The sequence below is a fragment of the Pseudomonas sp. RIT288 genome, assembly GCF_000631985.1.
In the GTDB taxonomy this organism is placed as follows: domain Bacteria; phylum Pseudomonadota; class Gammaproteobacteria; order Pseudomonadales; family Pseudomonadaceae; genus Aquipseudomonas.
In genome coordinates, this window is the sequence record NZ_JFYN01000008.1 from 73,367 (window position 1) to 98,013 (window position 24,647).

Sequence of the window (24,647 nt, forward strand, 5' to 3'; positions counted from 1 at the left end):
CTATGCTTTTTCGACGGTCGAACTTTCGCTGCCATCCTGCTGAAAGCGGCCCTGTCGATGGAGCTGACAATGTCTTACCCGCGCTCGTTGCTTGCGATACTGATGCTGTGCCTGCTGACCGTTGGCCATGCCTGGGCAGCATCCACCCCGGGGACCAAAGCCACTGCGGCCGACACCGCCCCCAGCGCGCCGACGTGGCCGCAAGTGATCAGCAGCGGCAAGGCCAAACTGACCGTGTACCAGCCGCAACTCGACAGCTGGGATGGCTACACCCTCAATGCCCGGGCTGCCGTCGAAGCCACCGGCGCCGACGGCAAACCCACCTTCGGCATCGTCCAGTTCAGCGCACACACACTGGTCGACAAGGCCACGCGCTGGGTCGCGCTGGATCAATACAAAATCATCAAGGCCGATTTCCCTGCCGATGCCAGCCAGGCCGACGTCTGGCTCGGCGCGCTGCAGAAAGATGCCGAAAGTCGCAAGAAAACCATTCCCCTCGATCAACTCGAAGCCGCCGTCGGCGTGCTGTCGGCCGAGCAGAAAGCCGACAGCGCCCCACTGGAAAACACCCCGCCGACGATCATCAGTTCAGACGTCCCGGCCCTGCTCGTCTACATCGATGGCGACGCCGTGTACCGTGCGGTCGATGGCACCGCGTTGCAGCGGGTGATCAACACCCGTCCGCTATTGCTCAAGGACGCCGAGGGCAAGCACTACCTGCACGTGTTCGATGGCTGGATGGCCGCTGACAGCCTCGGCGGCGAATACACCCGCCTGATCACTCCGCCGGCCGATCTGGAGAAGGCCAAACAGGCGGCGATTCAAAGCCGTCAAGTCGATCTGCTGACCGGGCAAAGTGATCCGAAAGACAAGGTCCCAAATCTGGCCAAACCGCCGCAGCCGAAAATCTTCATCGCCACCATGCCCACCGAACTGATCGTCACCGACGGCGCAGCGCAGTGGCTGCCAATTCAAGGCACCAGCCTGCTTTACGTGAGCAACACCACCGGGCACATCTTCAAGGAAATCGGTGACCAGAACAGTTACGTGCTGATCTCCGGCCGCTGGTTTCGCGCCGCCGACATGCGCGGGCCATGGACGTTTACCCCGGCGGACAAACTGCCGGCAGATTTCGCCAACATCCCCGACGACAGTCCGAAAGAGAACGTCAAGGCCTCGGTCGCCGGCACGCCACAGGCCAAGGAAGCCGCGATCGCGGCGACCATCCCGCAAACCTCGGCGATCAAGAAAAGCGCAGTGAAAATGACCGCACCGCAGTTCGATGGCGAACCGCAGTTGAAGGCAATCAACAGCACGTCGCTGCAATACGTGGTCAACAGTGCCACCCCGATCATCCGGGTCGACAACGACAGTTGGTATGCGGTGGAAAACGGTATCTGGTTCAGCGCTACCTCGGTGAACGGGCCATGGGCCGTGGCCAGTTCGGTGCCGGCGGTGATCTATTCGATCCCGCCGAGTTCACCGATGCATTACCTCACCTACGTCAAAGTCTATGAATCCAGCGGCGACACCGTGGTGGTCGGCTACACCCCGGGTTATCAGGGGTCGAATCTGGATCCGGCCACCGGTGTGGTGGTCTACGGCACCGGTTATCCGTACACGCCGTGGGTCGGCAGCGTCTGGTACGGGCCGCCGGTGACCTATGGTTTCGGCGTCGCCATGCGCTACACGCCGTGGACTGGCTGGACCTTCGGTTTCGGCTTCGGCTGGAGCTGGGGCGGCAACACCGTGGCGATGGGCTGGGGCTGGGGCGCTTATCCATGGTGGGGCAATTATGGCTGGGGTTACGCCTGGGGGCCCCGCCTGTATCCGGCGCCACTGGCCTGGGGTGGCGCCGCTTATGGTTATCGCGGCGGTGCCGTGGCGTGGGGGGCCGGTGGTTGGGCTGGCACCACCGGCAACATTTATCGTCAGTGGGGCGATCGCGCGACGGTGAGTCGTTATGGCGCCGGATACAACGCCTGGACCGGCAATCGCTGGGCCGGTCAGGTCGGTTCTTCCTACAACTCGCGCACCGGCATTGCGGCGGCAGGCCAGCGTGGTGCCGTACACAATGTCTACAACGGCAATTACGCGGCCGGGCGCAGCGGTGAGGTGGTCGGCCCAAACGGTGGCGCCATCGCCGGTGGACGGGTCACCGCGGGCAACGCTCGCAATGGCACCCAGGTCACCGCCAATCGTGGCGCGGTGTACAACCCCAACACCGACAAGACCACGCAATACGCCGGCGTGAAAGGCCGCAACGGCGGCGCCGCCCGGGTCGGCGACAACGTCTATGCCGGGCGCGACGGCAACGTCTACAAGAAAACCGACAACGGCTGGCAATCGATGGTCAAAGGCAGCCCGGCCCGCACGGCGCCGGTCAACAACAATGCGCAACTGCAGAACCTCAATCGCGAGTCTGCCGCGCGCAACTTCGGAAACCAGCGCACCAACAACTTTCACAACTCCTCGCAAGTCATGAACCGTTCATTTGGCGGCGGTGGCGGCGGTTTTCATCGACGCTGACGGCGCACGACTGTCGGTGCGCGGAAAATTCGGGCTGGCCCCGAGTCCGGTTTTGCTGTTAAAAAACCGGCTCTGCCGTCCCTGCCCCGCTTCATCGTTCGGAGAAACGCTTCCATGAGCCAATGGCCTGACACTCGCATTCTTGACCTGCTCGGCATCGAGTTACCGATCATCCAGGCCCCGATGGCCGGTGCCACGAACTCGTCCATGGTGATCGCCGTGTGCAACGCCGGCGGCTTGGGTTCGATGCCTGCGGCGATGCTGAGCATCGAGCAACTGCGCGAAGAGCTGAAGACCATTCGCGAGCACACCCGCAAACCGTTCAACGTCAATTTCTTCTGCCACCAGCCACCGGTCGCCGATGAACAGCGCGCGCAAGAATGGAAGAATCTGCTGGAGCCGTACTACCGCGAACTGGGCGTCGATTTCGACGCACCGACACCGGTTTCCAACCGGGCGCCATTCGATGCCGCAGCGTGCGCCGTGCTCGAAGAGTTTCGTCCTGAAGTAGTGAGTTTTCACTTTGGCCTGCCGGAAAAATCCCTGCTGGATCGGGTCAAGGCCACGGGTGCGAAAATCCTCTCTTCTGCCACTACTGTCGATGAAGCGGTGTGGCTTGAACAACACGGTTGCGACGCGATCATCGCCATGGGTTACGAGGCGGGTGGTCATCGCGGGATGTTTCTCAGCGACGACCTGAGCAGTCAGGTCGGTACATTTGCCTTGGTGCCGCAGATCGTCGATGCGGTGAAGGTGCCGGTGATCGCTGCCGGCGCCATTGCCGATGCCCGCGGTGTGGCCGCAGCATTGGTGCTCGGTGCGTCAGCGGTGCAAGTCGGCACCGCGTATCTGTTTACCCCGGAAGCGAAAGTCAGCGCCGCGCATCACCAGGCGCTGCGCACCGCCAAGGAAAGCGAAACCGCGATTACCAACCTGTTCACCGGCCGCCCGGCCCGCGGCATTCTCAATCGGGTGATGCGCGAAGTCGGCCCGATGTCAGCGAAAGCCCCGGCCTTCCCGCTGGCCGGCGGGGCGCTGATGCCGTTGCGTGCCAAAAGTGAAGCGCAGTTCAGCAACCTCTGGGCCGGTCAGGCCTTCCCATTGGGTGAAGAAGTCAGCTGCGCCGAGTTGACCCGGCAACTGGCGGATGGCGCTATGGCAAAACTGCTCGGCCGCTGATCCGGCGCAGGGTGAGGCATGGCACACCTCACCCTGTCTTCACCAGCACTTCCTGTTTAACGGCATTTCGCTATATATTTCGCTATATAGCGTTTCACCCTTCGCATCGGTGCAGTCCACCGCCAACAATAAACTGCCCTCTGCACTCGCCCTTCACGGAGCCGTTACATGACCATTCGTGCCTCACGTTTTGCCCCGACATGCCTGGCCACCCTGCTTTCGATATTCGCCTTCGGTTCCGCTCAGGCTGATGAAGTGCAGGTGGCGGTTGCCGCCAACTTCACCGCGCCGATCCAGGCGATTGCTGCCGATTTCGAAAAAGACACCGGGCACAAACTGGTCGCCGCCTACGGTGCCACCGGCCAGTTCTACACCCAGATCAAAAACGGCGCGCCGTTCGAAGTGTTCCTCTCGGCGGACGACACCACGCCGGAAAAACTGGAAAGAGAAGGCGACACCGTCAAGGGTTCGCGCTTCACCTACGCCATCGGCACCCTGGCCCTGTGGTCGGCGAAAGAAGGTTATGTCGACGCCAAAGGTGAAGTCCTGAAGAAGAACGAATACCAGCACCTGTCCATCGCCAACCCGAAAGCCGCGCCATACGGCCTGGCCGCCACTCAGGTGTTGGAAAAACTCAAGCTGACTGAGGCGACCAAAGCCAAGATCGTCGAAGGCCAGAACATCACCCAGGCCTACCAGTTCGTGTCCACCGGCAACGCCGAACTGGGCTTCGTCGCGCTGTCGCAGATCTACAAGGACGGCAAGGTCACCAGCGGTTCGGCGTGGATCGTTCCAGCGAGCATGCACGACCCGATCAAACAGGACGCGGTGATTCTCAACAAAGGCAAGGACAGCGCCGCCGCCAAAGCGCTGGTTGAATACCTCAAAGGCCCGAAAGCCGCTGCGGTGATCAAGTCTTACGGTTATCAGCTCTAAATGTCGCTGACGAGTGCCGACTTCGCGGCGATCTGGCTGACCCTGAAACTGGCGTCCCTGACCACCGCTATCCTGCTGGTCGTCGGCACGCCGATTGCCCTGTGGTTGTCGCGCAGCCGTTCCTGGCTGCGCGGCCCCATCGGCGCAATCGTCGCCCTGCCCCTCGTGCTGCCGCCGACCGTGATCGGCTTCTATCTGTTGCTGGCGATGGGGCCCAACGGCTTTCTCGGCCACTTCACGCAATGGCTTGGCCTGGGCACGCTGACCTTCAGCTTTACCGGGCTGGTGATCGGTTCGGTGATTTACTCCATGCCGTTTGTGGTGCAACCGTTGCAGAACGCGTTCTCGGCCATCGGCACCCGCCCACTGGAGGTGGCCGCAACCTTGCGCGCCAATCCCTGGGACACTTTTTTCAGCGTGATCCTGCCGTTGGCCCGCCCCGGCTTCGTGACGGCGGCGATCCTCGGTTTCGCGCATACCGTCGGTGAGTTCGGCGTGGTGCTGATGATCGGCGGCAACATTCCCGACAAGACCCGGGTGGTCTCGGTGCAGATCTACGACCATGTCGAGGCGATGGAATATGCCCAGGCCCATTGGCTGGCCGGGGCGATGCTGGTGTTTTCGTTTCTGGTGTTGCTGGTGCTCTACTCCAGCCGCAAAACCCGCGCGGGCTGGAGCTGATCGATGATTGATGCACGTCTGAAAATCACTTATCCGGGTTTCCGCCTGGATGTCGATCTGCAGTTGCCGGGGCGTGGCGTGACCGCGCTGTATGGCCATTCCGGATCGGGCAAAACCACTTGCCTGCGCTGTATCGCCGGGCTTGAGCGGGCTGAACAGGGCTTTATCAAAATCAACGACGAAGTCTGGCAGGACAGCGAACGGCGGATCTTTGTCCCGCCGCACAAACGTGCGCTGGGTTATGTGTTTCAGGAAGCCAGTCTGTTCCCGCATCTGTCGGTGCTGGCCAACCTGCAGTTCGGCCTCAAGCGCATCACCAAGGCCCAGCGCCGGGTCGACATGGCGCAAGCCACCGAACTGCTGGGCATCGGCCATCTGCTGGAGCGCCATCCGCAGCACCTGTCCGGCGGCGAACGCCAGCGTGTCGGCATCGCCCGCGCGCTGTTGACCAGCCCGAAACTGCTGCTGATGGATGAGCCATTGGCTGCTCTCGACAGCCAGCGCAAAAACGAAATCCTGCCGTACCTGCAACGTCTGCACGACGAACTGGACATCCCGGTGCTTTACGTCAGCCACGCGCAGGATGAGGTGGCCCGACTGGCCGATCATCTGGTGTTGCTCAGCGACGGCAAGGCCCTGGCCAGTGGCCCGATTGGCGAGACTCTCGCCCGGCTGGACCTGCCAATGGCGTTGGGCGATGACGCCGGGGTGATCATCGAAGGCCAGGTCAGCGCCTACGATGCCGAGTACCAGTTGCTGAGTCTGCAATTGCCCGCCACCGCCATGAACATCCGTGTGACTCACGCGCCGATGGCAGTCGGTCAGGCCCTGCGCTGCAAGGTGCACGCCCGGGACATCAGCCTGGCTCTGCACAACAGCGAAGCCAGCAGCATCCTCAATCGCTTGCCGGTGACCGTGGTCAGCGAGCTGGCGGCGGACAATGCGGCGCATGTGCTGATTCGTCTGGATGCCGGCGGCACACCGCTGCTGGCGCGGATCACGCGATTTTCCCGGGATCAACTCGGCATCCACCCGGGCCAGCATTTGTGGGCGCAAATCAAGGCCGTCGCCGTGCTGGCCTGAATTGGTTGGCACGACGGCCACGGCGCGCGGTCAATCGCTGTAACAGCGCGATTCGCCAAGGACACCGCCATGCCCGACACCGTAATAGCCGACGTCTTACCGCCCGACCTGCACTACGTCGACGATACCCAACCCGGCCTCACCCGTAAAAAACTGCGCGGCAAGTTCGCCTATTTCGATTCGGCCGGGCAGCGCATCACCGACCCCGATGAGATCAAACGGATCAATTCACTGGCAGTGCCGCCGGCCTACACCGACGTGTGGATCTGCGCCGATCCGCGCGGCCATTTGCAGGCCACCGGGCGCGACGCCCGGGGCCGCAAGCAGTATCGCTATCACCCGCGCTGGCGCGAGGTGCGCGATGCCGACAAATACTCGCGCCTGCGTGAGTTCGGCCTGGCACTGCCGAAGTTGCGCAAACAGCTCGAAACCCTGCTGGACGCACCTGGCTTCAACCGCGACAAGGTCATGGCCACGGTCATCACGCTGCTCGACGCCACATTGATTCGTGTCGGCAACACCCAATACGCGCGAGACAACCGCTCCTATGGCCTGACCACCCTGCGCAGCCGGCATGTCGAGGTCAACGGCAGCGCGATTTTGTTCCAGTTTCGCGGCAAGAGCGGCATCGAACACCAGATCACCGTCAAGGATCGACGCCTGGCGCGCATCATCAAGCGCTGCCTGGAAATCCCCGGGCAGAATCTGTTTCAGTATCTGGACGAAAACGGTGAGCGGCACACCGTCAGTTCGCACGACGTCAACAGCTATCTGCAAACCCTCACCGGCGCCGATTTCACCGCCAAGGATTACCGCACCTGGGCCGGCAGCGCACTGGCCCTGGCGGTATTGCGCGAACTGCAATGGGAGTCGGAAGCCGAGGCGAAACGGCACGTGGTGGAGATGGTCAAGAGCGTGTCCAGACAGCTGGGCAACACCCCGGCGGTGTGCCGCAAGTGCTACATCCATCCGGCGGTGGTCGAGCGCTTCCTGCTCGGTGCGCTGGCTGAACTGCCTCGTCCGCGCGTGCGCAAGGGTTTGCGCTCCGAGGAGGTGGCGCTGGCGATGTTTCTCGAGCAAATGATGGACGCGCCTTGATCGCGGCGGATGGGTGATCTAGGCTAGCCACCTTTCCCCCTTCAGGACGACCGCAGACAGTGAACAATCAAGCCTTCTGAAAATGTAATCGCGATAAGCGCTGAATAGCGCCTGTCAGTCTTCACGACATTTTTCGGAGGTGCCGATGACTCACGTCTCGCGTACGCCTGCCCTCGTCTCCCTGAATCAAACGACTTTTCAGTTCGCCAATGGCGAGACGATTTTCAACGACCTGAATCTGCAATTCGATCACACCCACACAGCCATCGTCGGGCGCAATGGCGTCGGTAAAAGCGTGCTGGCCAAGCTGATTGCCGGATACTTGCAACCAACCGCCGGCAGCGTCACCTGCTCGGTTCCATTGGCCTATGTGGCGCAAGCATTCTCCGCCGATGCGGGGCAGACCGTGGCCGATGCCACGGGCACCGCTGCTGCCCTTTGCGCATTGCAACGGCTGCAGTGTGGCGAGGCGATGGTGGAAGATTTCGACATCCTTGGCGAGCGCTGGGATCTGCTCGAACGTCTGCGCCAATCGCTGGATAACGCCGGTCTGCCGGACATTGCCGCCACGGATCTGACCCAACCGCTGAGCGGCGGTCAGCAGGCGCGACTGGCGTTGATCAGGGCGTTTCTGAGTCCGGCGCGCCTGTTGGTGCTGGATGAACCGACCAATCACCTCGACGGCCCTGGCCGCGACTGGCTGATGAAAGAACTGGAACGCTGGCGCGGCGGATTGATCGTCGTCAGTCACGACCGGCAATTGCTTGAGCGCATGCAACGTATCGTCGAACTGACGCCGCTGGGTGTCACGGTGTACGGCGGCAATTTTTCCGCTTATCAGCAGCAACGACAGATCCATCAGGCGGCGGCGCAAGCGTCGCTGGATCAAAGCCGAACGGAGCGCCGGCGCGAGCAGCAGCGCTTGCAAAACGAGCACGACACCATCCAGCGGCATGCCGCCCGCTCACTGCGCAATGCCAAAACCGCCAACGTCTCGGGCTTCGAACGCGCCGGCCTCAAAGGTGCTGCGAGGCAGATCATGGGCCAGGTGCGTCATGGTCATCAGCAGCGCAAATCGGCGCTCGATACACGGGTGCGCGATGCCTGCGCCAAAGTGCTCGCGGATGATGCGGTGCTGATGAACCTGCCCGGCAGCGCAGTGCCTGCTGCGCGCAGAGTCTGCTCGTTGATTGATACGTGCCTGCCATGGCTGCCGGCGCAACCGTTCAATCTCACGCTGAGCGGTCCTGTGCGTGTCGCCGTCAATGGTCCGAATGGCTGCGGCAAATCGACGTTGCTCAGAGTGCTCGCAGGTCAACTGCATCCCGCCAGCGGCGAATGCATCACCCATGTTCCTGCGGCTTATCTAGACCAGCATCTGAAGCTGCTGGATGACCGTCTCAGCGTCATCGAGCAACTGCTCGCTCTGCAGAGTCCGTTGAGTGAAAGTGCATTGCGCGGGCATTTGGCTCATCTGCAACTGGACTCGCAACGGGTCACCCGACCGAGCGCTTCACTGAGCGGTGGAGAACGTTTGAAAGCCGCGCTGGCGGTGGCCTTGTGGGGCAAGACACCTGCGCAATTGTTGCTGCTCGATGAGCCGAGCAATCACCTGGATCTGGCATCGGTTCAGGCTTTCGAGCAGGCATTGCAGACATTTCCCGGAGCAATTGTCGCGGTTTCCCACGACTCTGAGTTTCTACAAGCGTTGAAACCGACGCATCATCTGGATTGGCATGCCACAGAATGGCGGCTGCAACCGACGAACTGACTGGCTATTTTTTGCACGATTGGCCAAGGCTTCTATAGTTGATCTGACACCCATTTGCTGTGGTGACGCCATGGAAGACATCTTTGTCGTGAAGCGCTGCAACAAGATCATCATTCACGGCCGCCGCGCCGGGGAAAGTCAGCATGAACCCGCCGAAGCCAGCAGTTGGTTTCGAATCAACGACACGCGCACCGGCGGTTTCATCGGCGATGGCTACGATCTTGAGGAAGATGCCCGACGCGAATGCCGAAGGCTCAATGCGGCCAGCTCGCCGCTGTCGGCGCGACAATCGGCCGGCTGATGCAATGACAGGCGGGGTCTATACTCAAAGCAGCTGACGGACCAGCGCCCCAACGGTAGAGAGCTCGCAGCCCGCGGGCTTTTTGCTGCCTCTCAACGGTTTGTCTGAACGGAGGTGTTCCATGTCCGAAAAAGAGTCCATCACCACCCTCCTCACCCTGCTCGACTCCCGTCAGGCTCGCCTGGCTGCGGCCTGCAAGGAAATCGCCGACTGGGTCGATCATCAAGGCGGCCATCCGACTGCCCTGCGCATCCGCGATCGACTGAACGACATCGAAAAAGACACACCGCTGATCCGCAGCACCCTGTCGTCGCTACAACCGGTCGAGCGGCCACTGCCACGTTTCAGATGACTGCCTAGAGGTAATCGACAGTTTCCGGGCGTACCAATGGGCCGATCCGGCGAACGCCTGTGGTCGTGGGAGGTCAAAACCTGTACACGTCACCCAGGAGACGGTTCATGGTTATCCATTTCAAAACAGACGGACATCTGGCTTGTGGTCACAAGGGCAACAACCTTGCCTCAAGCCTGGAACTCAATCGCGTCAAATGCCGCAGCTGCCGCAACACCGACGCCTACAAAGAAGCACGCAAGACCCAGCGCAATGCCGCACGCCGCGCAGCGCGCCACACCAAGGCTGATCACGGTGCGTCGAACTGGCGTTCGGAGTGGATCGAACGCCTGACCGCGCTGGCCGGGCCGCAGCGCCTGCCACGGGGCTTTTTCGGGCAAGCGTTTGTATAACCGCTTGATGTCGTGTTTTTAGTACATCACTCGACGCGAAATGTCCCGAATTCACAGCTCGAACCCATCAATGCCCTGACCTTATCGTCGGGGCTTTTTGTTGAAGAAACAGTTCGAGCAACCTGTAACCCTTAGTCAAGCTTGCAAATAGCCAACGTGCCCTCATAAACAGAACCGTATCCACAGTCACCGAGAGGCTAAAAAGATCATGACCGGACAAACCGAAACCGCGATTCTCGCCGGCGGCTGCTTCTGGGGCATGCAGGACCTGCTGCGGCGTTATCCCGGCGTGCTGAAAACCCGCGTCGGTTACACCGGCGGCGAGGTACCGAATGCCACCTACCGCCACCACGGCAACCACGCCGAAGCCATCGAGATCGTTTTCGACCCGGCGGTGATCAGCTACCGGCAGCTCCTCGAGTTCTTCTTCCAGATCCACGACCCCAGCACGACTAACCGCCAAGGCAACGATCTCGGCCCCAGCTATCGTTCGGCGATTTATTACCTCAGCGACGAGCAACGCGACATTGCCGAGGATACCGCCGCCGACGTTGACGCCTCCGGTCTTTGGCCGGGCCGAGTAGTCACCGAAATCGAACCTGCCGGGCCGTTCTGGGAAGCGGAACCGGAGCATCAGGACTATCTGGAACGGATCCCGAATGGCTACACCTGCCATTTCATCCGCCCAAACTGGAAGCTGCCGAAGCGCAGTTGAAAACACACCTGCGTAATCACTCCACGCACGGCGTTGGCCTCAACTGAAGGCCGGCGCTTGCGCACCTCTGGAATCGATCATTTCGGTGAGTCCTCCGTAGCACAGTTCAAGCGCCCAAGAATGAACATACGTTCATCGCAAGCAAGGTTCAAAGCGTCTAGCCTGCGGGTTCCAACATAGTGCCTACAGGAGTACCCCACCATGTTCTCGCACGAAAGCCTCCCGCTGATTGCCATTTTCATCATCTTGCTGCTGTGCGTACTTGCGGCGTTTTTACACCCGGTACATGCATTCTTCAGCTGGCTGCGCAGGCGCAGGGAAAAAGCGTCGGCCCGGACTCAGGAAGAAGTAAATTCGCGCTGAGGTTTGCTCTGAGAGGCCCGGATACGTCCGGGCTTTTTGTTGTCCGCCAATTAGCACAAAATTATTCACAAAGGTGGAGCTGCCTTGTTCACGTGACCACTTCGATCTGAGTAATTCCCATCACTTCCGCTTGCTGGAGAATCTCTTCAGCGGTCGAGTCCGCAGTCGGCATGACCAAGCTGTTCTCACCATCGCCAAAATGTAGCTCCACCAGATGCATCGCAGCATCAGCGACCGATAGCTCCGACTGATTCAACTGAAGCTGATGCGTGCGAGGCGCGTCGTTGAACAAATATTGGATCGTGTAGTTGCGCATAGATGACCTCAGTATGAAGGGACGACTCATCATCCCGACTTACCGGTCAGCTTTTAGTTCAAGGTATCGGTGTCTTGCGGAAGATGTGCGCTTGGTCGGATGGCGGGCACAAAAAAACCCGGAGCTGAGCCGGGCTTTCAGTTTGTGTGCGTTTCGCGTTATCCATGTTCTCACTCTGATGCGCCATGCACCTTCCCTTGAAGATCGTTCCGACCCAGTGAGTTGCACAGAGCGCTCAACAATTGCAGGGTACAAATGGTAAGGGCCTGCATGAGAAATCTCATACAAGCCCTTGATATTCATGGTGCCCGAAGCCGGAATCGAACCGGCACGCCCTTACGAGCGGGGGATTTTAAGTCCCATGCGTCTACCAGTTTCGCCATTCGGGCGGTAGCGCTGTGTAGTGCTCAAATCAGCCGACCATAGAATCTGTCTGTGTTGAGCCTTTGAAGCAGAGCGGGAAATATATACATCACGTCCCGGTGAAGCAAGTTCACAGTGGCTGATTTCAAGACTAAATCTTGTAGCGCACTGAAAATAAAAAAGCTCCGTAAATCATGGATCTACGGAGCTTGTTTATAGTGGATCCCGAGGTCGGAATCGAACCGGCACAGGTAGATTGCAATCCACCTATAAGTCTCTGTAGATCAATAGGTTAGCACTATATGCGTTGCGCAAGCTACTGATTTTTATCAGGCTACAGGCCACGTAATGCAAGGGTCGCGTTTTGGGATGCGGAACTCATTTGACTGGCTCGGCTGTCCGGCGCCGCTCGAACATGCCGGCACCAGCTTGACCTCTACGAGTACGAGTTTGAGAAACTGACTCTGCAGTTGCGTCAAGCGCGAACGTATTTTCAAGCTATTCGAGATGCACGCCGAAGCAGTCCGTCAGCGTGATGAGGCAATGACAACAGTTAGTGAGAAAGCAGCGGAGACGGCAAAGATCCGCCGGAAACTGTACGACTTGCGAACCTCAGGGAATGCATACAGGAGCGACGCTGAGAACCGTCAGTCGGGCTCGTACGGCAGCATGATTCACGCCGCCGGCGCCGACGGTGGTTGGCACCCCACAGCCTTTAGCAGCGTCGGTTGCGTCGAGGAGGACTGACAGCCGTAGATCAGAAGTGGCAAGGCGATCGCGCAGGCGATCTTGTTCACGTTGGGCATCGGTCATTTTCCTGAAGTGGGTTTGTTCACCGGCAGCCAGTCGTTGCTCGAGCGCCAACCGGTCATCCAAACCATTCAATCCGCCATTGATGCGGCGAGTGATCGTATTGAACTGATCCCGATCAGCGAGATCGTTCAGGTCCCTCCTGTTTCCAGAACCAAGCCGCCGACATTGACGCATCCTATGGCAGCTCCAGCAGTTCAGGGTGATTGATCAGATCGAGACCCTGCGCCTCGCCGCATTTAGCGTAGTTCGCGCGTCCGGTGATCTGGATCAGGCCGCGCCGGCAATACTTCCCCCCACCGCCCGGCTCAGTATTGCCCAAATCTTCGCGACCTTCGTATCCACGCTAAGCAGCGATGGGCCCTTAAATCTCACGCACATAGTGAAGCTGGCCAGACTCATGACCGATCTTTGCAATGAACGCGGCAGCGCGCTTCGGGCCTACTATCTGGTAATGCTGCGTGGCGGTGTTCATGGCGGAAACAAAAACGCCCGCTTGGGTGCGGGCGTTGGGGAGGATCTGCAGCAACTGCTGCTGGGTGATGGACATTGCTTTTCTCCTGGCAAAAAAAAACCTGCTCACGGCAGGCTTTTTTCAGCGAAATGAATCAACAAACATTCATTAGGACAATTTCAGGCCAGACCTTAACCATCCCTTTAGTAAACTCTCAGTTCTTGAAGCACACTATAAAATCAGCCACTCCAATAAACATTAACTAGAAGTGACTTTTACAGGCTCAGAGCTTACGGATGAGTTACTCAGCTTAATTCGACTAGCCACGCGCTTACCATAATCTCTAAATGGAGTTTCCACAAACCTGAACATCAGCTCTACCAATACCATAAAGGTGATCAAGCTGAGACCTGCCAACAAAACTGCCAATGTATTATTTTCTTGCCCGGTGGCAAGTAATACGCGACCCATGGCAAAAAAGAAAGTCAGATGCAGCAAGTATACCGTATAGGAGCGCGACCCCAGATAAGCCAAAGCCCTGCCAATCAATGGAAAATTGAATACATCACTATCCATAACCGCGAAAATAACGAGAATCACGCAGCACGCCAACGGGATCGTCTGAGCACCAAAGAAACCGGCTACCGGAAACAGATACCCCAACGCGACCGGAATAAAGAAAGCCAATAATGCGAGCCCTACTACCTTCCCAAAAACTTTTGGAAGGCGTATTTTTTTTATATAAGGAGATGCGCATGCCAGCAGCACGCCACAGCAAAGCCCGTCAAATCGGATAAACCAAAATAGGTTAGGAATCACGGAAAATGCCAGCTCAATCCCTATTACGCCAGCAATCGCGATCATTGCAAGTCGTCGTTTTGTCGAAACGACCAACACCAGAAGAGGGAATATTACATAGAACTGTTCTTCGAGCGAAAGACTCCAGTACGGCTCCAACATCCCAACGCTCACACCATTAACTAGCGCATGAAGAAGATAGAAATTAAATACATTAAAGAGCGCAGCGAATGCTGCCTTTAACATTACAAATAGATTCTCCCCGTAGACCAAGTGTGAAAGCGCGGTGGACACAGCGATACAAACAATAGCTGCCGGTAACAATCTAAACGCTCGGCGAACCCAAAACCTATACAGAAAAAATCTCGTCGGTTCATTTGCATCACGATTATCGAGCTCGCGAAAAATTGACATCGCGATTACATATCCGCTGATCACAAAGAACAAATCAACGCCAATTTGGAAATGATAACCAGTGATTAGTTGCTGAAACTTTAGCCAAGAAAAAAGCACTTGTCCATGCGACACTAGAACAAGAAGCACAGCAACAGCTCTTAACCTTTCAATGTCTTGATTCACGCGCCCGCCATCTGGTCGCCCCCCAAATTTACTAGCTAAACGCTCCGCGCTAAAAAAATCACGCATGATTCCCCCCTCCCAAAAATGGGGGAAATCTACGCGATAGTTTTCAAAATTGAAACAATTTGATTGATAAAACGTACAATCTGATAAATAAAAACGTCCCTCTGCATAGGCGCCACCACCGCGGTGGCTACCGGTGGACACTTGATCGGCACCAGCCGCGTTCTCCCCACCTCGACCTCGACCTCCACCGATACACTCAACAATGAACGAGGTAGTCCGGAAGTCGGGTATAGGTGCAAGAAGAAGTAACAACCTGAACGCCGAGTAGCCGCCCAGTCACCTGACCAAGTAGAAGCGCATGCTGCGATTTTGTCGCGGGGGAACGAACAGGCTGGGGAGGATCTCAGGGACGCAATGGACTTGGCATACCTGACCGGGCAACGCCAGGCCGACTTGCTGAAGGCTTAGATTACCGATCTGAATAATGGCTTTCTGATGGTTGGTCAAGGTAAGGCGGAAAAGCGCCTGAGGATCCGCCTCTATGACGGTGACAGGGAGACAGACCTTTGCGTCTTCATCAATCGCCTGCTTGATAGCCGCGTACAGGCTGGAACCAGGACATCGATCCTGATCACCAACCAGACAGGGCTACGCATGAGCTACAACATGTTGCGCGATCGCTGGGACGAGGCCCGAGATAAGGCTGCTACGAAGGCGGCAACCAAAGGTGACAGTGAACTGGCCACCACAATTCGGAAGTTTCAATTCAGGGATATACGACCGAAGGCTAGCAGCGAAATCGAAGACATCGGCGAAGCTAGCCGCATGCTTGGACACTCTACTGAAGAGATGACAAAGAAGTTTATCGTCGAGTCGGGGAAATAGTGAAACCTACAAGGTAACGTTTTATTAATTAGTCAATACGTGTCGCGAACAATTGCAGAAGCAACAGGTGGCGCCACATGATTCATTAACAAGACATTAACTTTAACTTCCAGCCCCTGAACATGATCTTCTATATCCTGAATCACGGCTAACAAAATCGAGTGATAGTCCCTAAGCGAGCTTATCGAATCATTTCCCCGCTTAGACCCATGTTCAAAAGCCATAAATCGGGAGCTAACTTTAAGGTCTCGCTCAACTCCAACTTGATGCATCCTTAACGCCATATCAGGATAACTCAAATAGGAGTGCCCTAACAAATCACTTAAACGCTTCAATATTTCTACAGGGAGCGCAAAAGAAAATTTTGTAATATAACCATCCAGGGCAGTCTTGAAATTACTATTATCTTCGTTTAGAACCGCAGCCAAAAGACGATTATCACCATAGCGATTATTTCTTGAATACATATCCAGAAAGGATATTTGATCAAAATAATCATCCGTAAACAGATCCCTTGGTCGTATCTCGTAAGCAGCCCTTTCCGCTGAACTAGTAACTTTATAAATTTCAGCTATAGACCTTAAATTTATATTTAAAATTGGCTGCAAAATAACCATTAAGCTTGCAACGCGTGACCTGCGCTCTGCCTCCTGCGCTAATAATGTTTGAGCATCTTTATGATCACTTAATTTTTGAGATAACGAATTAAGAAACAGCCCGACCAATATCACACCACTCAACACCTGAGAAGTGATAGCTAAAATCAATCCAGTACTAGTCAGGCACGGTATGATATCACCAAAACCAAGAGTCGTCACTGTTACGACGCTAAAGTAAAAAGAAGCAATTACACCTATCTTCTCCTTGAAGTCCGCTGAAAAAACAAATGCGTACATCAAAGCAAAGCAAACTATATTAATCAAATAAATTGCCGCATAAAAAGCCGGCTTTCTATGCACAACCCAAAATAACGCATCGCCAAGTGGCTTGAATAACTTCATCCTTAAAGCTCCTACCAAGTACTAAGCAAAATTTAAAAAGGTCAACTTCCGCAAGCTTTATGATCCGAGCATAAACTCTAGACTCATACTCGATTAAGTCCTAATCACTGTAGCTCCGCTTGCTAGAAAGCCAGACTGAAAACCACCTGCTTGGAGTCATTTCGTCATCGCGTGCAACAGGCTATGGCCTAGCTGCGGAACACAACGAAAAAATTGCGGAACGCCTCCATTATACGGAAGCAAAAAAACCCCGTAGATCATTGATCTACGGGGTTTTTAATAGTGGAGGCCGAGGTCGGAATCGAACCGGCGTAGGTGGATTTGCAATCCACTGCATAACCATTTTGCTACTCGGCCTCAAACGATCGCTGTTGAGTAGCACAACAACAACCGCGTACAAACTGGAGCGGGAAACGAGACTCGAACTCGCGACCCCGACCTTGGCAAGGTCGTGCTCTACCAACTGAGCTATTCCCGCTTGGTGTGGCGCATTCTATAGATTTCAGATGCCCCGTCAACCCTTTGATTCAAAAAAGTTTTATTTCTTTTCAACGTCGGTTTTCAGATGCGGCCAGGCGGCCCGCAGGTATTGAACCATCGACCACAATGTCAGGCCTGCCGAGATCATCAGCAAGGAGTAGCCCAGCAAGACCCAGAAGCTGAAGTCGCGGGGATTGGCCAGCAGGATCACCAGCGCCAGCATCTGCGCTGCGGTTTTCCACTTGCCGAGATTGGACACTGCCACATGAGCGCGGGCACCGAGTTCGGCCATCCATTCACGCAAGGCCGACACGACAATCTCGCGGCCGATGATGACGGCTGCGGGAAGTGTCAGCCACAAATTGCCATGTTCCTGAACCAGCAATACCAAAGCGACAGCCACCATCAGCTTGTCGGCAACCGGATCGAGAAACGCACCGAACGGCGTGCTTTGTTCCAGGCGGCGGGCAAGATAGCCATCCAGCCAGTCAGTTGCCGCCGCGAAGGCGAATACCGAGGCGGAGGCCATGTAGCTCCACTGGTAAGGCAGGTAAAACAACAAAATGAAGATCGGGATGAGCAGGACGCGGAGAACGGTAATCAGATTAGGGATATTCATCGGCACAACTGGCTACGAGGTGAGTTGGCATTCTACTCGCTATGCAGGTTTGCATAAATCGACTCTGCGAGCTTTTTACTGATCCCCGGTGCTTTGGCGATCTCTTCGATGCTTGCACGAGACAGCTCCTGCAATCCACCAAAATGTTTCAACAAGTCCCGACGTCGGGTCGGCCCGACACCCGCAACGCCTTCCAGCGTGGAGGTACGGCGGGTCTTGCCGCGCCGCGCACGGTGGCCGGTAATTGCGAAGCGGTGAGCTTCGTCACGAATCTGCTGAATCAGGTGCAGTGCCGGTGAGTCACCGCGCAAGGTGAACTCATGGGCGGCATCATTAAGATACAAAGTTTCGAAGCCGGCCTTGCGTGTTGCGCCCTTGGCCACACCCAGCAGGATCAGATCCGGCACCGCCAATTCATTGAGCACGTCACGGGCCATCGACAATTGTCCCTTGCCACCGTCCACCAGCAGAATGTCCGGCAGCTTGCCCTCCCCGTCCTTCAGTTTGCTGAAGCGCCGAGTCAACGCCTGGTGCATGGCCGCATAGTCATCGCCCGCCGTGACGCCTTCAATGTTGTAGCGACGATAGTCGGATTTGATTGCGCCTTCCGGGCCGAACACGACACAGGAAGCGACGGTGGCCTCGCCACTGGAATGACTGATGTCATAGCATTCAAGCCGCTGCGGCGGCTCATCCAGGTTCAGCACTTCAGCCAGTGCATCGAAGCGCGCAGCCGTGTGTTGACGGTTGGCCAGGCGTGCGCCCAGCGCTTGCTCGGCATTGGTGACCGCCAACTGCTGCCAGCGCGCCCGTGTGCCACGCACCCGATGGCTGATGGTCAGTTCACGACCGCGCAACTCGTGGATGGCTTCGATCAGGGCCGTGGCATCTTCCGGCACCACGTTGACGATCAGTTCGCTCGGCAGGTCGCGCTCCGGACTGCTGATGTAGTACTGACCGAGGAACGCCGCCATGACTTCGGCAACTTCCTCCTCGATACCCACTTGCGGAAAAAAGTTCTTGCTGCCCAGCACACGACCGCCGCGCACGCTGATCAGATGAACGCAGGCGCCGCCCGGGTTGACGAAGGCTGCAATGACATCGATGTCGCCCGTGCCGCCTTCCATGCTTTGCTGATCCTGGACCCGGCGCAGCAAGGCAATCTGGTCACGCAACTCGGCGGCACGCTCGAACTCCAGATTGATCGCCGCCTCTTCCATCGCGGTTGACAGCTCATTGGTCAGGGCGTGACTGCGCCCCTCGAGAAACATCACCGAATGGCGTACATCCTCGGCGTAGATCTCAGGTTCGACCAGGCCGACACAAGGCGCCTTGCAACGTTTGATCTGATATTGAAGACACGGGCGCGTGCGATTCTTGTAGTAGCTGTCTTCGCACTGACGGACGAAAAAGGTCTTTTGCAAGAGGCTGAGGCTTTCGCGAATGGCCCCGGCGCTCGGGTACGGGCCGAAATACTTGCCCTTGGCCTTCTTCGCGCCACGGTGGATGCTCAGACGTGGGAATTGACCGTCAGACAAGAAGACATAGGGATAGGACTTATCGTCGCGCAACAGAATGTTGTACGGCGGCCGCCACTCCTTGATCAGCGTCTGTTCAAGCAGCAACGCCTCGGTTTCGTTGGCGGTGATGGTTGTTTCGACCTGCGCGATACGCCCGACCAGCGCAGCGGTTTTCGGCGCCAGCCCGGTCTTGCGAAAATAGCTGGCAAGGCGCTTCTTGAGGTTCTTGGCCTTGCCGACATACAGCAGGCGCGCCTCGCTGTCGAACATGCGATAGACGCCGGGACGCCCACTGACTGTCGCCAGAAAGGCGCCGGAATCGAATGTTTCAGTCATGATCAGGCGCTGGCATCAACCATGCCGTGGCGCACAGCCAACAGCGTCAGCTCTACGTCGCTGCTGATCGACAGCTTTTCGAAGATCCGGTAGCGGTAAGTGTTCACCGTTTTCGGCGACAGGCAGAGTTTGTCGGAGATGATCTGCACCTTCTGGCAGCCGACAATCATCAAGGCTATCTGGATTTCCCGCTCGGACAAGGCATCGAAAGGTGAATCGTTGGTAGGCTGGAACGATTTGATCGCCAGTTGCTGGGCAATCTGCGGGCTGATGTAACGCTGCCCGGCAAATACCAGGCGAATCGCCTGAACCATTTCCGGCAACCCTGCACCCTTGGTCAGGTAGCCGGCGGCGCCTGCCTGCAACAGACGTGTAGGAAACGGATCCTCCTCACACACCGTGACAGCGACAACCTTGATGTCCGGATGACTGCGCAACAGCTTGCGCGTGGCCTCGAGACCACCGATACCGGGCATCTTGACGTCCATCAGGACCACATCGGGTTTCAACTCACGAGCCTTGATCAGGGATTCTTCCCCGGACTCGGCCTGTCCAACCACCTGCAAGCCATCGATATCGGCCAGCATACGTGTAATGCCTGTACGAACGAGATCATGGTCATCGACCACTAGCACCCTAATCAAGCAGACACCTCGCGATATGGTCTTATTGGGATGCCGGACACCTTAGCAAAAAGTGCCGGACAGACCTAGCGGCAAGCGTCATTTAAAAAGTTTCAATTCATCATCGAGGGCTTGCCGGCCGTGGGTTTCAGAGCACATGTGTACCGAAATCGAGCTGCATCCTCAGGAAACACTCGTCCTCGCCACACACCTTGAAGCCTTTTCTCTTATACAGACTTTGTGCCGGATTATTTTTGAATACTGTCAAACGCAGTGCCGGGAGTTTTTCGCTGCGAGCCAGGGCGACAACCTGATCAATCGCCCAGGATCCTGCGCCCTGCCTGCGAGAGGCCTCGGCTATTTGCAGCTCGCGCATATACAAGGCCCGGCGATCGCGACTGAGGCTGAAAAAACCCACAGGAATTTCACCGAGAAGGATCAGCCAGTTGTCTCGGCCATCCCAGGCAACGTCGAACGCTTCGTCCTGCCACAGCAGATCGTGGTCAATGTAATAGCGCAGCATGTTCTGACACGTCAGCTCTCGGGCAAATACCCGATCAGACGGTTCGGCGCGACGCAACCGGTAAGTCATTGCCCCGCCGCCACGGGTACTACCCGCCCCTGCCATTTGCCGGCATCACGTCGCGCGACGACCAACAGTTCACCAGGGCTTGGCGCCGCGGCGACCAGCGTGCCATTTTCAGACCAGACTGCACTGCGACCCGCCGATTGCCATCCGCCCGTGAGTCCGGCGTGATTGGCCATCAGCACCGCCATTGAGTGGTTTTGGGCATAGCCCTGAAGTATCGCGCTATCCACGCCATAGCCTTTCTCGCCAATCAGCACGCCTGCTGCGTACAGGTCGGCGCCAGCAACCGCGGCCGCTGCCGCGTGACTGGCGTGGGAAAAATCAGCGCAGACCGCCAGCGCGACGGTATCGCTGCCTATACACAGCGTCGAACCACCAGCCCCAGGGGCATAAAAGAGCTCTTCGCCACTGTGCAAATGTTGTTTGCTGTAAACCTTTAGAGAACCGTCCCTGCCTAACGTCAGCGCGCCGATCAATACCTGCGCGCTGTCCTCGTGGCGAATCGGCATGCCGACGACAGCGGTGAGGCCAAGCTCGCGAGCGCAATCGCGCAAGGGTTGCAGCACAGCATCCTGCGGATCGATTGCCAGGTCTGCGGCCATCTGGCCTTCGTAGCCTGTCAGGGACAACTCCGGGAACACCAGCAGCTCGACGCCCTGCTCCGCCGCCACGGCCATGAAGCGCAAATGACGGGTGATGTTCGCCGCCAGATCCCCGGCAACGGAAAACGATTGGGCTGCTGCGATGGTGAACGTCGACATTATTCATCCTTGGGGTTGCGCAAAATCTCAGTGTGTCACAACGCCCGAGGCACTAGAACGATAGGTAACGCCTTGAATGAGCGATAGCAATTTCTGATTGCTCAGGCGTACGGGCCTCTAGTAAGCTCGGCGCATTCATCGGAGACAAACCATGTTCAACGCCCTCTCACAGCTTCGTTCCGACAGCGCTCTGCGCTCGGTTGCGGCTGTCCGGGCGAATGACGTTTGCGCTCCAGCGAGCTTTTATTTTGGGTATTGGTTTAGCCACTGGCGCGCCTGATACCCAAACGGCGCCCATGAAAACGGGTCGCCTACCAGAGAATTCTCAACCCCCGGTCGGCCTCCCGACCGGGGGTTTTGTTTTTTCAGGCCCGAAATTTTTCAGCAACTCACCAGACACTTTGAGGAATCACCACATGAACTACGCCACTTATTACCGTTACGACACTTTTACCGCCTGGCGATTTAGCAGCCTCCGCTCGGGACAGCCTGCCGCCTCCGATCGGTCACCCATAGGTGGCAAGCACACACACGCAGCCAATACGGCCAATTGTCGAACACCCCAGTAGGGCCGAGTGAGCGGGAAGCACCCGCCGCCAGCCCAGGAATCCCGAATATGAACTCGTCTGTTTCTGCTTTGCCACTGACCACCCTGAACTCTGCCAACGAAGCACTGACCCTGCGTCTGCCCAGCTCGTTGCAGCTCAAACAGCAATTGCCCCTGAGCAATGCCCTCGCCCAGCAAGTCGCAGCCCACCGCCAGGCGGTCCGCGCGATTCTCAATGGCGAAGACCATCGCCTGCTGGTCGTCGTCGGCCCTTGCTCGATTCATGATCCGCGCTCCGCACTCGAATACGCCGAAAAACTTTCCCGCCTGGCCCATGAAGTCAGCGACGAGATGCTGCTGGTGATGCGCGCCTACATCGAAAAACCACGCACCACCGTCGGCTGGAAAGGCCTGGCGTACGACCCGCACCTCGATGGCAGCGATGACATGGCCACCGGCCTGACCCTGTCGCGTGAATTGATGCTTGAGATGATCCGCCTGGGACTGCCCATCGCTACCGAACTGCTGCAACCAATGGCTGCCGGCTACTTCGACGACCTGCTCAGCTGGGTTGCCATCGGTGCCCGCACCACCGAGTCACAGATCCATCGGGAAATGGCCAGCGGCCTGAGCATGCCCGTTGGCTTCAAGAATGGCACCGACGGTGGCGTAACCGTGGCTGTCGATGCCATGCGTTCGGCAGCCCACCCGCATCGACACTTCGGCGTCGACAGCCAAGGGCACCCGGCGATCATTCAGACACCGGGCAACCCCGACACTCACCTGGTACTGCGCGGCGGTCATCAAGGCCCGAACTACGATCGCGAAAGCGTCGCCCGGATACATGCCGACCTTAACCGCCTGAAGATTCCGAGCCGCATCATGGTCGACTGCAGCCACGCGAACAGCGGCAAGGATCCACTGCGCCAGCCTGATGTGTTCAACGAGGTACTCGAACAACGCCTGCAAGGTGATCGCGCCTTGATCGGCATGATGATTGAATCCCATCTGTTCGAGGGCTGTCAGCCTTTGAGCCCTGCCCTGCGCTATGGCGTATCGGTCACCGATGGTTGCCTGGGGTTCAGCGCAACGGAGCAGTTGTTGTCGAACGCAGCCATACGGCTTAGAACCTGACGGTCAGAACCACCTTTGCGGGTCGAATCAAAACCCGCAAAGGTCGAACCATCGCCAATCCAGGGTTACGCCCGCACCCGAATGCGGGCAATACCGGAAGCCTGACTGGCATCATCCAGTCGCTCCACCGAATACGATACCTGCACTACGGTTTCCCGATGCTCGCGCCAGAAGCGGTACGGCACGATGAATACCAGGGGTTGCCCGGCGTTTTCCCGAGTGATGTCCCGGTCATCGCGATGACTGAAGTACTCGCCATCGCATTTCAGGTACACCAACTCTCCTTCCTCGGCCTGGGCATCGCCGATCACCACGGTAACCCCGTCCACGGTGTCTGCTGCCTCCAGCTCACCGTCTTGCGCTTCCAGCACCTGTGGCGCCGCAAGATCTCCTCGAATCAACGGTGCGATCAAAACTCGTGAGTTCACAGAGTTCCTCACCTGCGCCGCTGCTGATTCGACCCGGTAACTGACGTTCACCTCTTGTGTGGAATGAGCCGAGATGCAATCGGCGGTTATCCAGAAAGACAGCGCTTGGCCAACGGCAAACGGTTCTACGATCAACACATCATTGAACTCCGGCGTCCCCTCGGCGCCCTGCCAGGACAGGCTGATGCGGTCACCGGCGGCCATCCGGGCATAGGGCCGGACGATGACACTTGTCCCCTGCGGAACACGGGATGGATCGAGCGTTCCACCGACTGTTTCTTCAATGATTGGCGCAAGCAGCCCAGGCTCGGGATCGCCCACATCCAGTTGCAGGCGACGGGATGACACCGGTTGGGACAGTGCAACGCTGTGCAGCGTCCAGTAAACCTCCAGTGAGCCACGCTCCAGCGCCGCAACGTGCTGACCTTTTATGACAAAAACGATTTCCGCGCCCACCTGACCTTCGCTTACCGAGCGAGTGGCTTCATGGCTATAAGCCAATCCTTCGTCGTCGAGCCCTTGCCAGCTCAGCACCAGTTTGTCGCCGCATAGCATGTTCGTATAAGGCGCAATCCTGACGAATGCGTTGCTCAGAGAAGGATCAAGCATCCCGCCCTCCAGCACTTCGATCACCGGGGCAGACAGGTACAGGGCTGGCGATGACGCCAGTGCAGGTATCGGCCGATAGCTGAATTCGAGATTCTCACCGTCCACCTTCAAGCGCAGATGGCCAGCCCCTTCGGTGGCAACCGACAAGGGGAAGGTATTTGCTGCCGGCATTGCACAAGACTCGCTAGTGACTTCATAGATAGACATTCGCAGCTCCATTCCTTGGATAGAACGCCACCGTCGAGGCAGCGTCGAACGAATTCCATTGAACATCATCCAGTGAATGGGCGAAGTCAGCCCGAAGCCCCGCAACCCCGAGGTAAACACACCGCATGACGTAGGCAGACGGCAGCAAATCTGTCGATACGCGGCAAAAGATTGCCAAATGT

General features: G+C 57.5%; 23 protein-coding genes, 3 tRNA genes and 2 pseudogenes. 14 read left to right on the forward strand and 14 right to left on the reverse strand.

Annotated features, from left to right (window positions below):
- The first annotated feature begins 69 nt into the window (after positions 1-69).
- The 12 genes from BW33_RS09390 (at position 70) to BW33_RS29955 (ending at position 11,400) form a co-directional block, all read left to right on the forward strand.
- Complete coding sequence (locus tag BW33_RS09390; RefSeq protein WP_047598536.1) at positions 70-2,529, forward strand: hypothetical protein; 2,460 nt, start codon at positions 70-72, stop codon at positions 2,527-2,529.
- Positions 2,530-2,643: 114 nt separating this feature from the next.
- The gene (locus BW33_RS09395; protein ID WP_047598537.1) at positions 2,644-3,708 is read left to right on the forward strand and encodes an NAD(P)H-dependent flavin oxidoreductase; all 1,065 of its coding nucleotides are present in this window, start codon (positions 2,644-2,646) and stop codon (positions 3,706-3,708) included.
- Positions 3,709-3,876: 168 nt separating this feature from the next.
- A complete protein-coding gene (gene modA, locus BW33_RS09400; RefSeq protein ID WP_047598538.1) occupies positions 3,877-4,644 on the forward strand; it encodes a molybdate ABC transporter substrate-binding protein in 768 nt (255 codons plus the stop codon).
- The gene (gene modB / locus BW33_RS09405) at positions 4,645-5,325 is read left to right on the forward strand and encodes a molybdate ABC transporter permease subunit (RefSeq protein WP_047598540.1); all 681 of its coding nucleotides are present in this window, start codon (positions 4,645-4,647) and stop codon (positions 5,323-5,325) included. It begins immediately after the preceding gene.
- A 3-nt stretch (positions 5,326-5,328) separates the two neighbouring features.
- Positions 5,329-6,408: a molybdenum ABC transporter ATP-binding protein gene (gene modC, locus BW33_RS09410; protein ID WP_047598541.1), complete on the forward strand. Its 1,080-nt coding sequence runs from the start codon at positions 5,329-5,331 to the stop codon at positions 6,406-6,408.
- 69 nt (positions 6,409-6,477) lie between these two features.
- Complete coding sequence (locus tag BW33_RS09415) at positions 6,478-7,506, forward strand: DNA topoisomerase IB (RefSeq protein ID WP_047598543.1); 1,029 nt, start codon at positions 6,478-6,480, stop codon at positions 7,504-7,506.
- A gap of 145 nt (positions 7,507-7,651) precedes the next feature.
- Positions 7,652-9,277: an ABC-F family ATP-binding cassette domain-containing protein gene (locus BW33_RS09420; RefSeq protein WP_047598545.1), complete on the forward strand. Its 1,626-nt coding sequence runs from the start codon at positions 7,652-7,654 to the stop codon at positions 9,275-9,277.
- Positions 9,278-9,347: 70 nt separating this feature from the next.
- Positions 9,348-9,578 (forward strand): hypothetical protein, encoded by a 231-nt coding sequence (locus BW33_RS09425; protein WP_047598547.1) that lies wholly within the window; start codon positions 9,348-9,350, stop codon positions 9,576-9,578.
- Positions 9,579-9,699: 121 nt separating this feature from the next.
- Positions 9,700-9,930 (forward strand): hypothetical protein, encoded by a 231-nt coding sequence (locus BW33_RS09430; protein ID WP_007964939.1) that lies wholly within the window; start codon positions 9,700-9,702, stop codon positions 9,928-9,930.
- Between the two features lie 107 nt (positions 9,931-10,037).
- Entirely contained in the window at positions 10,038-10,322 is a 285-nt protein-coding gene (locus BW33_RS09435) for a hypothetical protein (protein ID WP_047598549.1), read from the forward strand.
- Positions 10,323-10,530: 208 nt separating this feature from the next.
- Positions 10,531-11,037 carry a peptide-methionine (S)-S-oxide reductase MsrA gene (msrA, locus tag BW33_RS09440; RefSeq protein WP_047598550.1) on the forward strand — a complete coding sequence of 169 codons (507 nt, stop codon included), beginning with the start codon at positions 10,531-10,533 and terminating at the stop codon, positions 11,035-11,037.
- 201 nt (positions 11,038-11,238) lie between these two features.
- Positions 11,239-11,400 (forward strand): hypothetical protein, encoded by a 162-nt coding sequence (locus BW33_RS29955; protein ID WP_177327472.1) that lies wholly within the window; start codon positions 11,239-11,241, stop codon positions 11,398-11,400.
- Between the two features lie 88 nt (positions 11,401-11,488).
- On the opposite strand, the gene BW33_RS09445 is transcribed toward BW33_RS29955, so the two are convergent.
- From BW33_RS09445 to BW33_RS09465, 5 genes and pseudogenes are all read right to left on the reverse strand, one after another.
- Positions 11,489-11,716: a hypothetical protein gene (locus BW33_RS09445; RefSeq protein ID WP_047598551.1), complete on the reverse strand. Its 228-nt coding sequence runs from the start codon at positions 11,714-11,716 to the stop codon at positions 11,489-11,491.
- Positions 11,717-12,018: 302 nt separating this feature from the next.
- Positions 12,019-12,105, reverse strand: a tRNA-Leu gene (locus BW33_RS09450).
- Positions 12,106-12,727: 622 nt separating this feature from the next.
- Positions 12,728-12,952, reverse strand: a pseudogene (locus tag BW33_RS30415) (lysis system i-spanin subunit Rz); the annotation flags it as partial.
- Positions 12,926-13,439: pseudogene (locus BW33_RS30145) on the reverse strand (glycoside hydrolase family 19 protein); the annotation flags it as partial. The pseudogenes BW33_RS30145 and BW33_RS30415, both read right to left, overlap by 27 nt.
- A 162-nt stretch (positions 13,440-13,601) precedes the next feature.
- A complete protein-coding gene (locus tag BW33_RS09465; RefSeq protein ID WP_152546110.1) occupies positions 13,602-14,927 on the reverse strand; it encodes an acyltransferase family protein in 1,326 nt (441 codons plus the stop codon).
- Between the two features lie 294 nt (positions 14,928-15,221).
- Here BW33_RS09465 and BW33_RS09470 point away from each other — a divergent pair, with 294 nt between their 5' ends.
- A complete protein-coding gene (locus BW33_RS09470; RefSeq protein WP_052032699.1) occupies positions 15,222-15,611 on the forward strand; it encodes a hypothetical protein in 390 nt (129 codons plus the stop codon).
- A 32-nt stretch (positions 15,612-15,643) separates the two neighbouring features.
- Here BW33_RS09470 and BW33_RS09475 read toward each other — a convergent pair whose 3' ends face one another.
- The 8 genes from BW33_RS09475 to BW33_RS09510 all read right to left on the reverse strand — a co-directional run bounded on the left by BW33_RS09475 (position 15,644) and on the right by BW33_RS09510 (position 21,540).
- Positions 15,644-16,612 (reverse strand): potassium channel family protein, encoded by a 969-nt coding sequence (locus tag BW33_RS09475; RefSeq protein ID WP_047598555.1) that lies wholly within the window; start codon positions 16,610-16,612, stop codon positions 15,644-15,646.
- Between the two features lie 283 nt (positions 16,613-16,895).
- Positions 16,896-16,969: transfer RNA gene (locus BW33_RS09480), tRNA-Cys, on the reverse strand.
- Positions 16,970-17,014: 45 nt separating this feature from the next.
- Positions 17,015-17,090: transfer RNA gene (locus BW33_RS09485), tRNA-Gly, on the reverse strand.
- Between the two features lie 60 nt (positions 17,091-17,150).
- Complete coding sequence (pgsA, locus tag BW33_RS09490; RefSeq protein ID WP_007965084.1) at positions 17,151-17,711, reverse strand: CDP-diacylglycerol--glycerol-3-phosphate 3-phosphatidyltransferase; 561 nt, start codon at positions 17,709-17,711, stop codon at positions 17,151-17,153.
- A 32-nt stretch (positions 17,712-17,743) separates the two neighbouring features.
- Positions 17,744-19,567 carry an excinuclease ABC subunit UvrC gene (uvrC, locus tag BW33_RS09495; protein ID WP_047598556.1) on the reverse strand — a complete coding sequence of 608 codons (1,824 nt, stop codon included), beginning with the start codon at positions 19,565-19,567 and terminating at the stop codon, positions 17,744-17,746.
- A gap of 2 nt (positions 19,568-19,569) precedes the next feature.
- Complete coding sequence (gene gacA / locus BW33_RS09500) at positions 19,570-20,211, reverse strand: response regulator transcription factor GacA (RefSeq protein WP_024012761.1); 642 nt, start codon at positions 20,209-20,211, stop codon at positions 19,570-19,572.
- A gap of 127 nt (positions 20,212-20,338) precedes the next feature.
- Positions 20,339-20,782, reverse strand: coding sequence for a GNAT family N-acetyltransferase (locus tag BW33_RS09505; RefSeq protein WP_047598559.1), 444 nt, complete (start codon positions 20,780-20,782; stop codon positions 20,339-20,341).
- Entirely contained in the window at positions 20,779-21,540 is a 762-nt protein-coding gene (locus tag BW33_RS09510; protein ID WP_047598560.1) for a carbon-nitrogen hydrolase family protein, read from the reverse strand. Before BW33_RS09510 ends, BW33_RS09505 begins: the two co-directional genes overlap by 4 nt.
- 616 nt (positions 21,541-22,156) lie before the next feature.
- Here BW33_RS09510 and BW33_RS09515 point away from each other — a divergent pair.
- A complete protein-coding gene (locus BW33_RS09515; RefSeq protein ID WP_047598561.1) occupies positions 22,157-23,221 on the forward strand; it encodes a 3-deoxy-7-phosphoheptulonate synthase in 1,065 nt (354 codons plus the stop codon).
- A 65-nt stretch (positions 23,222-23,286) separates the two neighbouring features.
- Here the strand turns inward: BW33_RS09515 and BW33_RS09520 are convergent, their stop codons facing one another.
- Positions 23,287-24,465, reverse strand: a complete 1,179-nt coding sequence (locus tag BW33_RS09520; protein WP_177327473.1) for a hypothetical protein — start codon at positions 24,463-24,465, stop codon at positions 23,287-23,289.
- Positions 24,466-24,647: the final 182 nt, after the last annotated feature.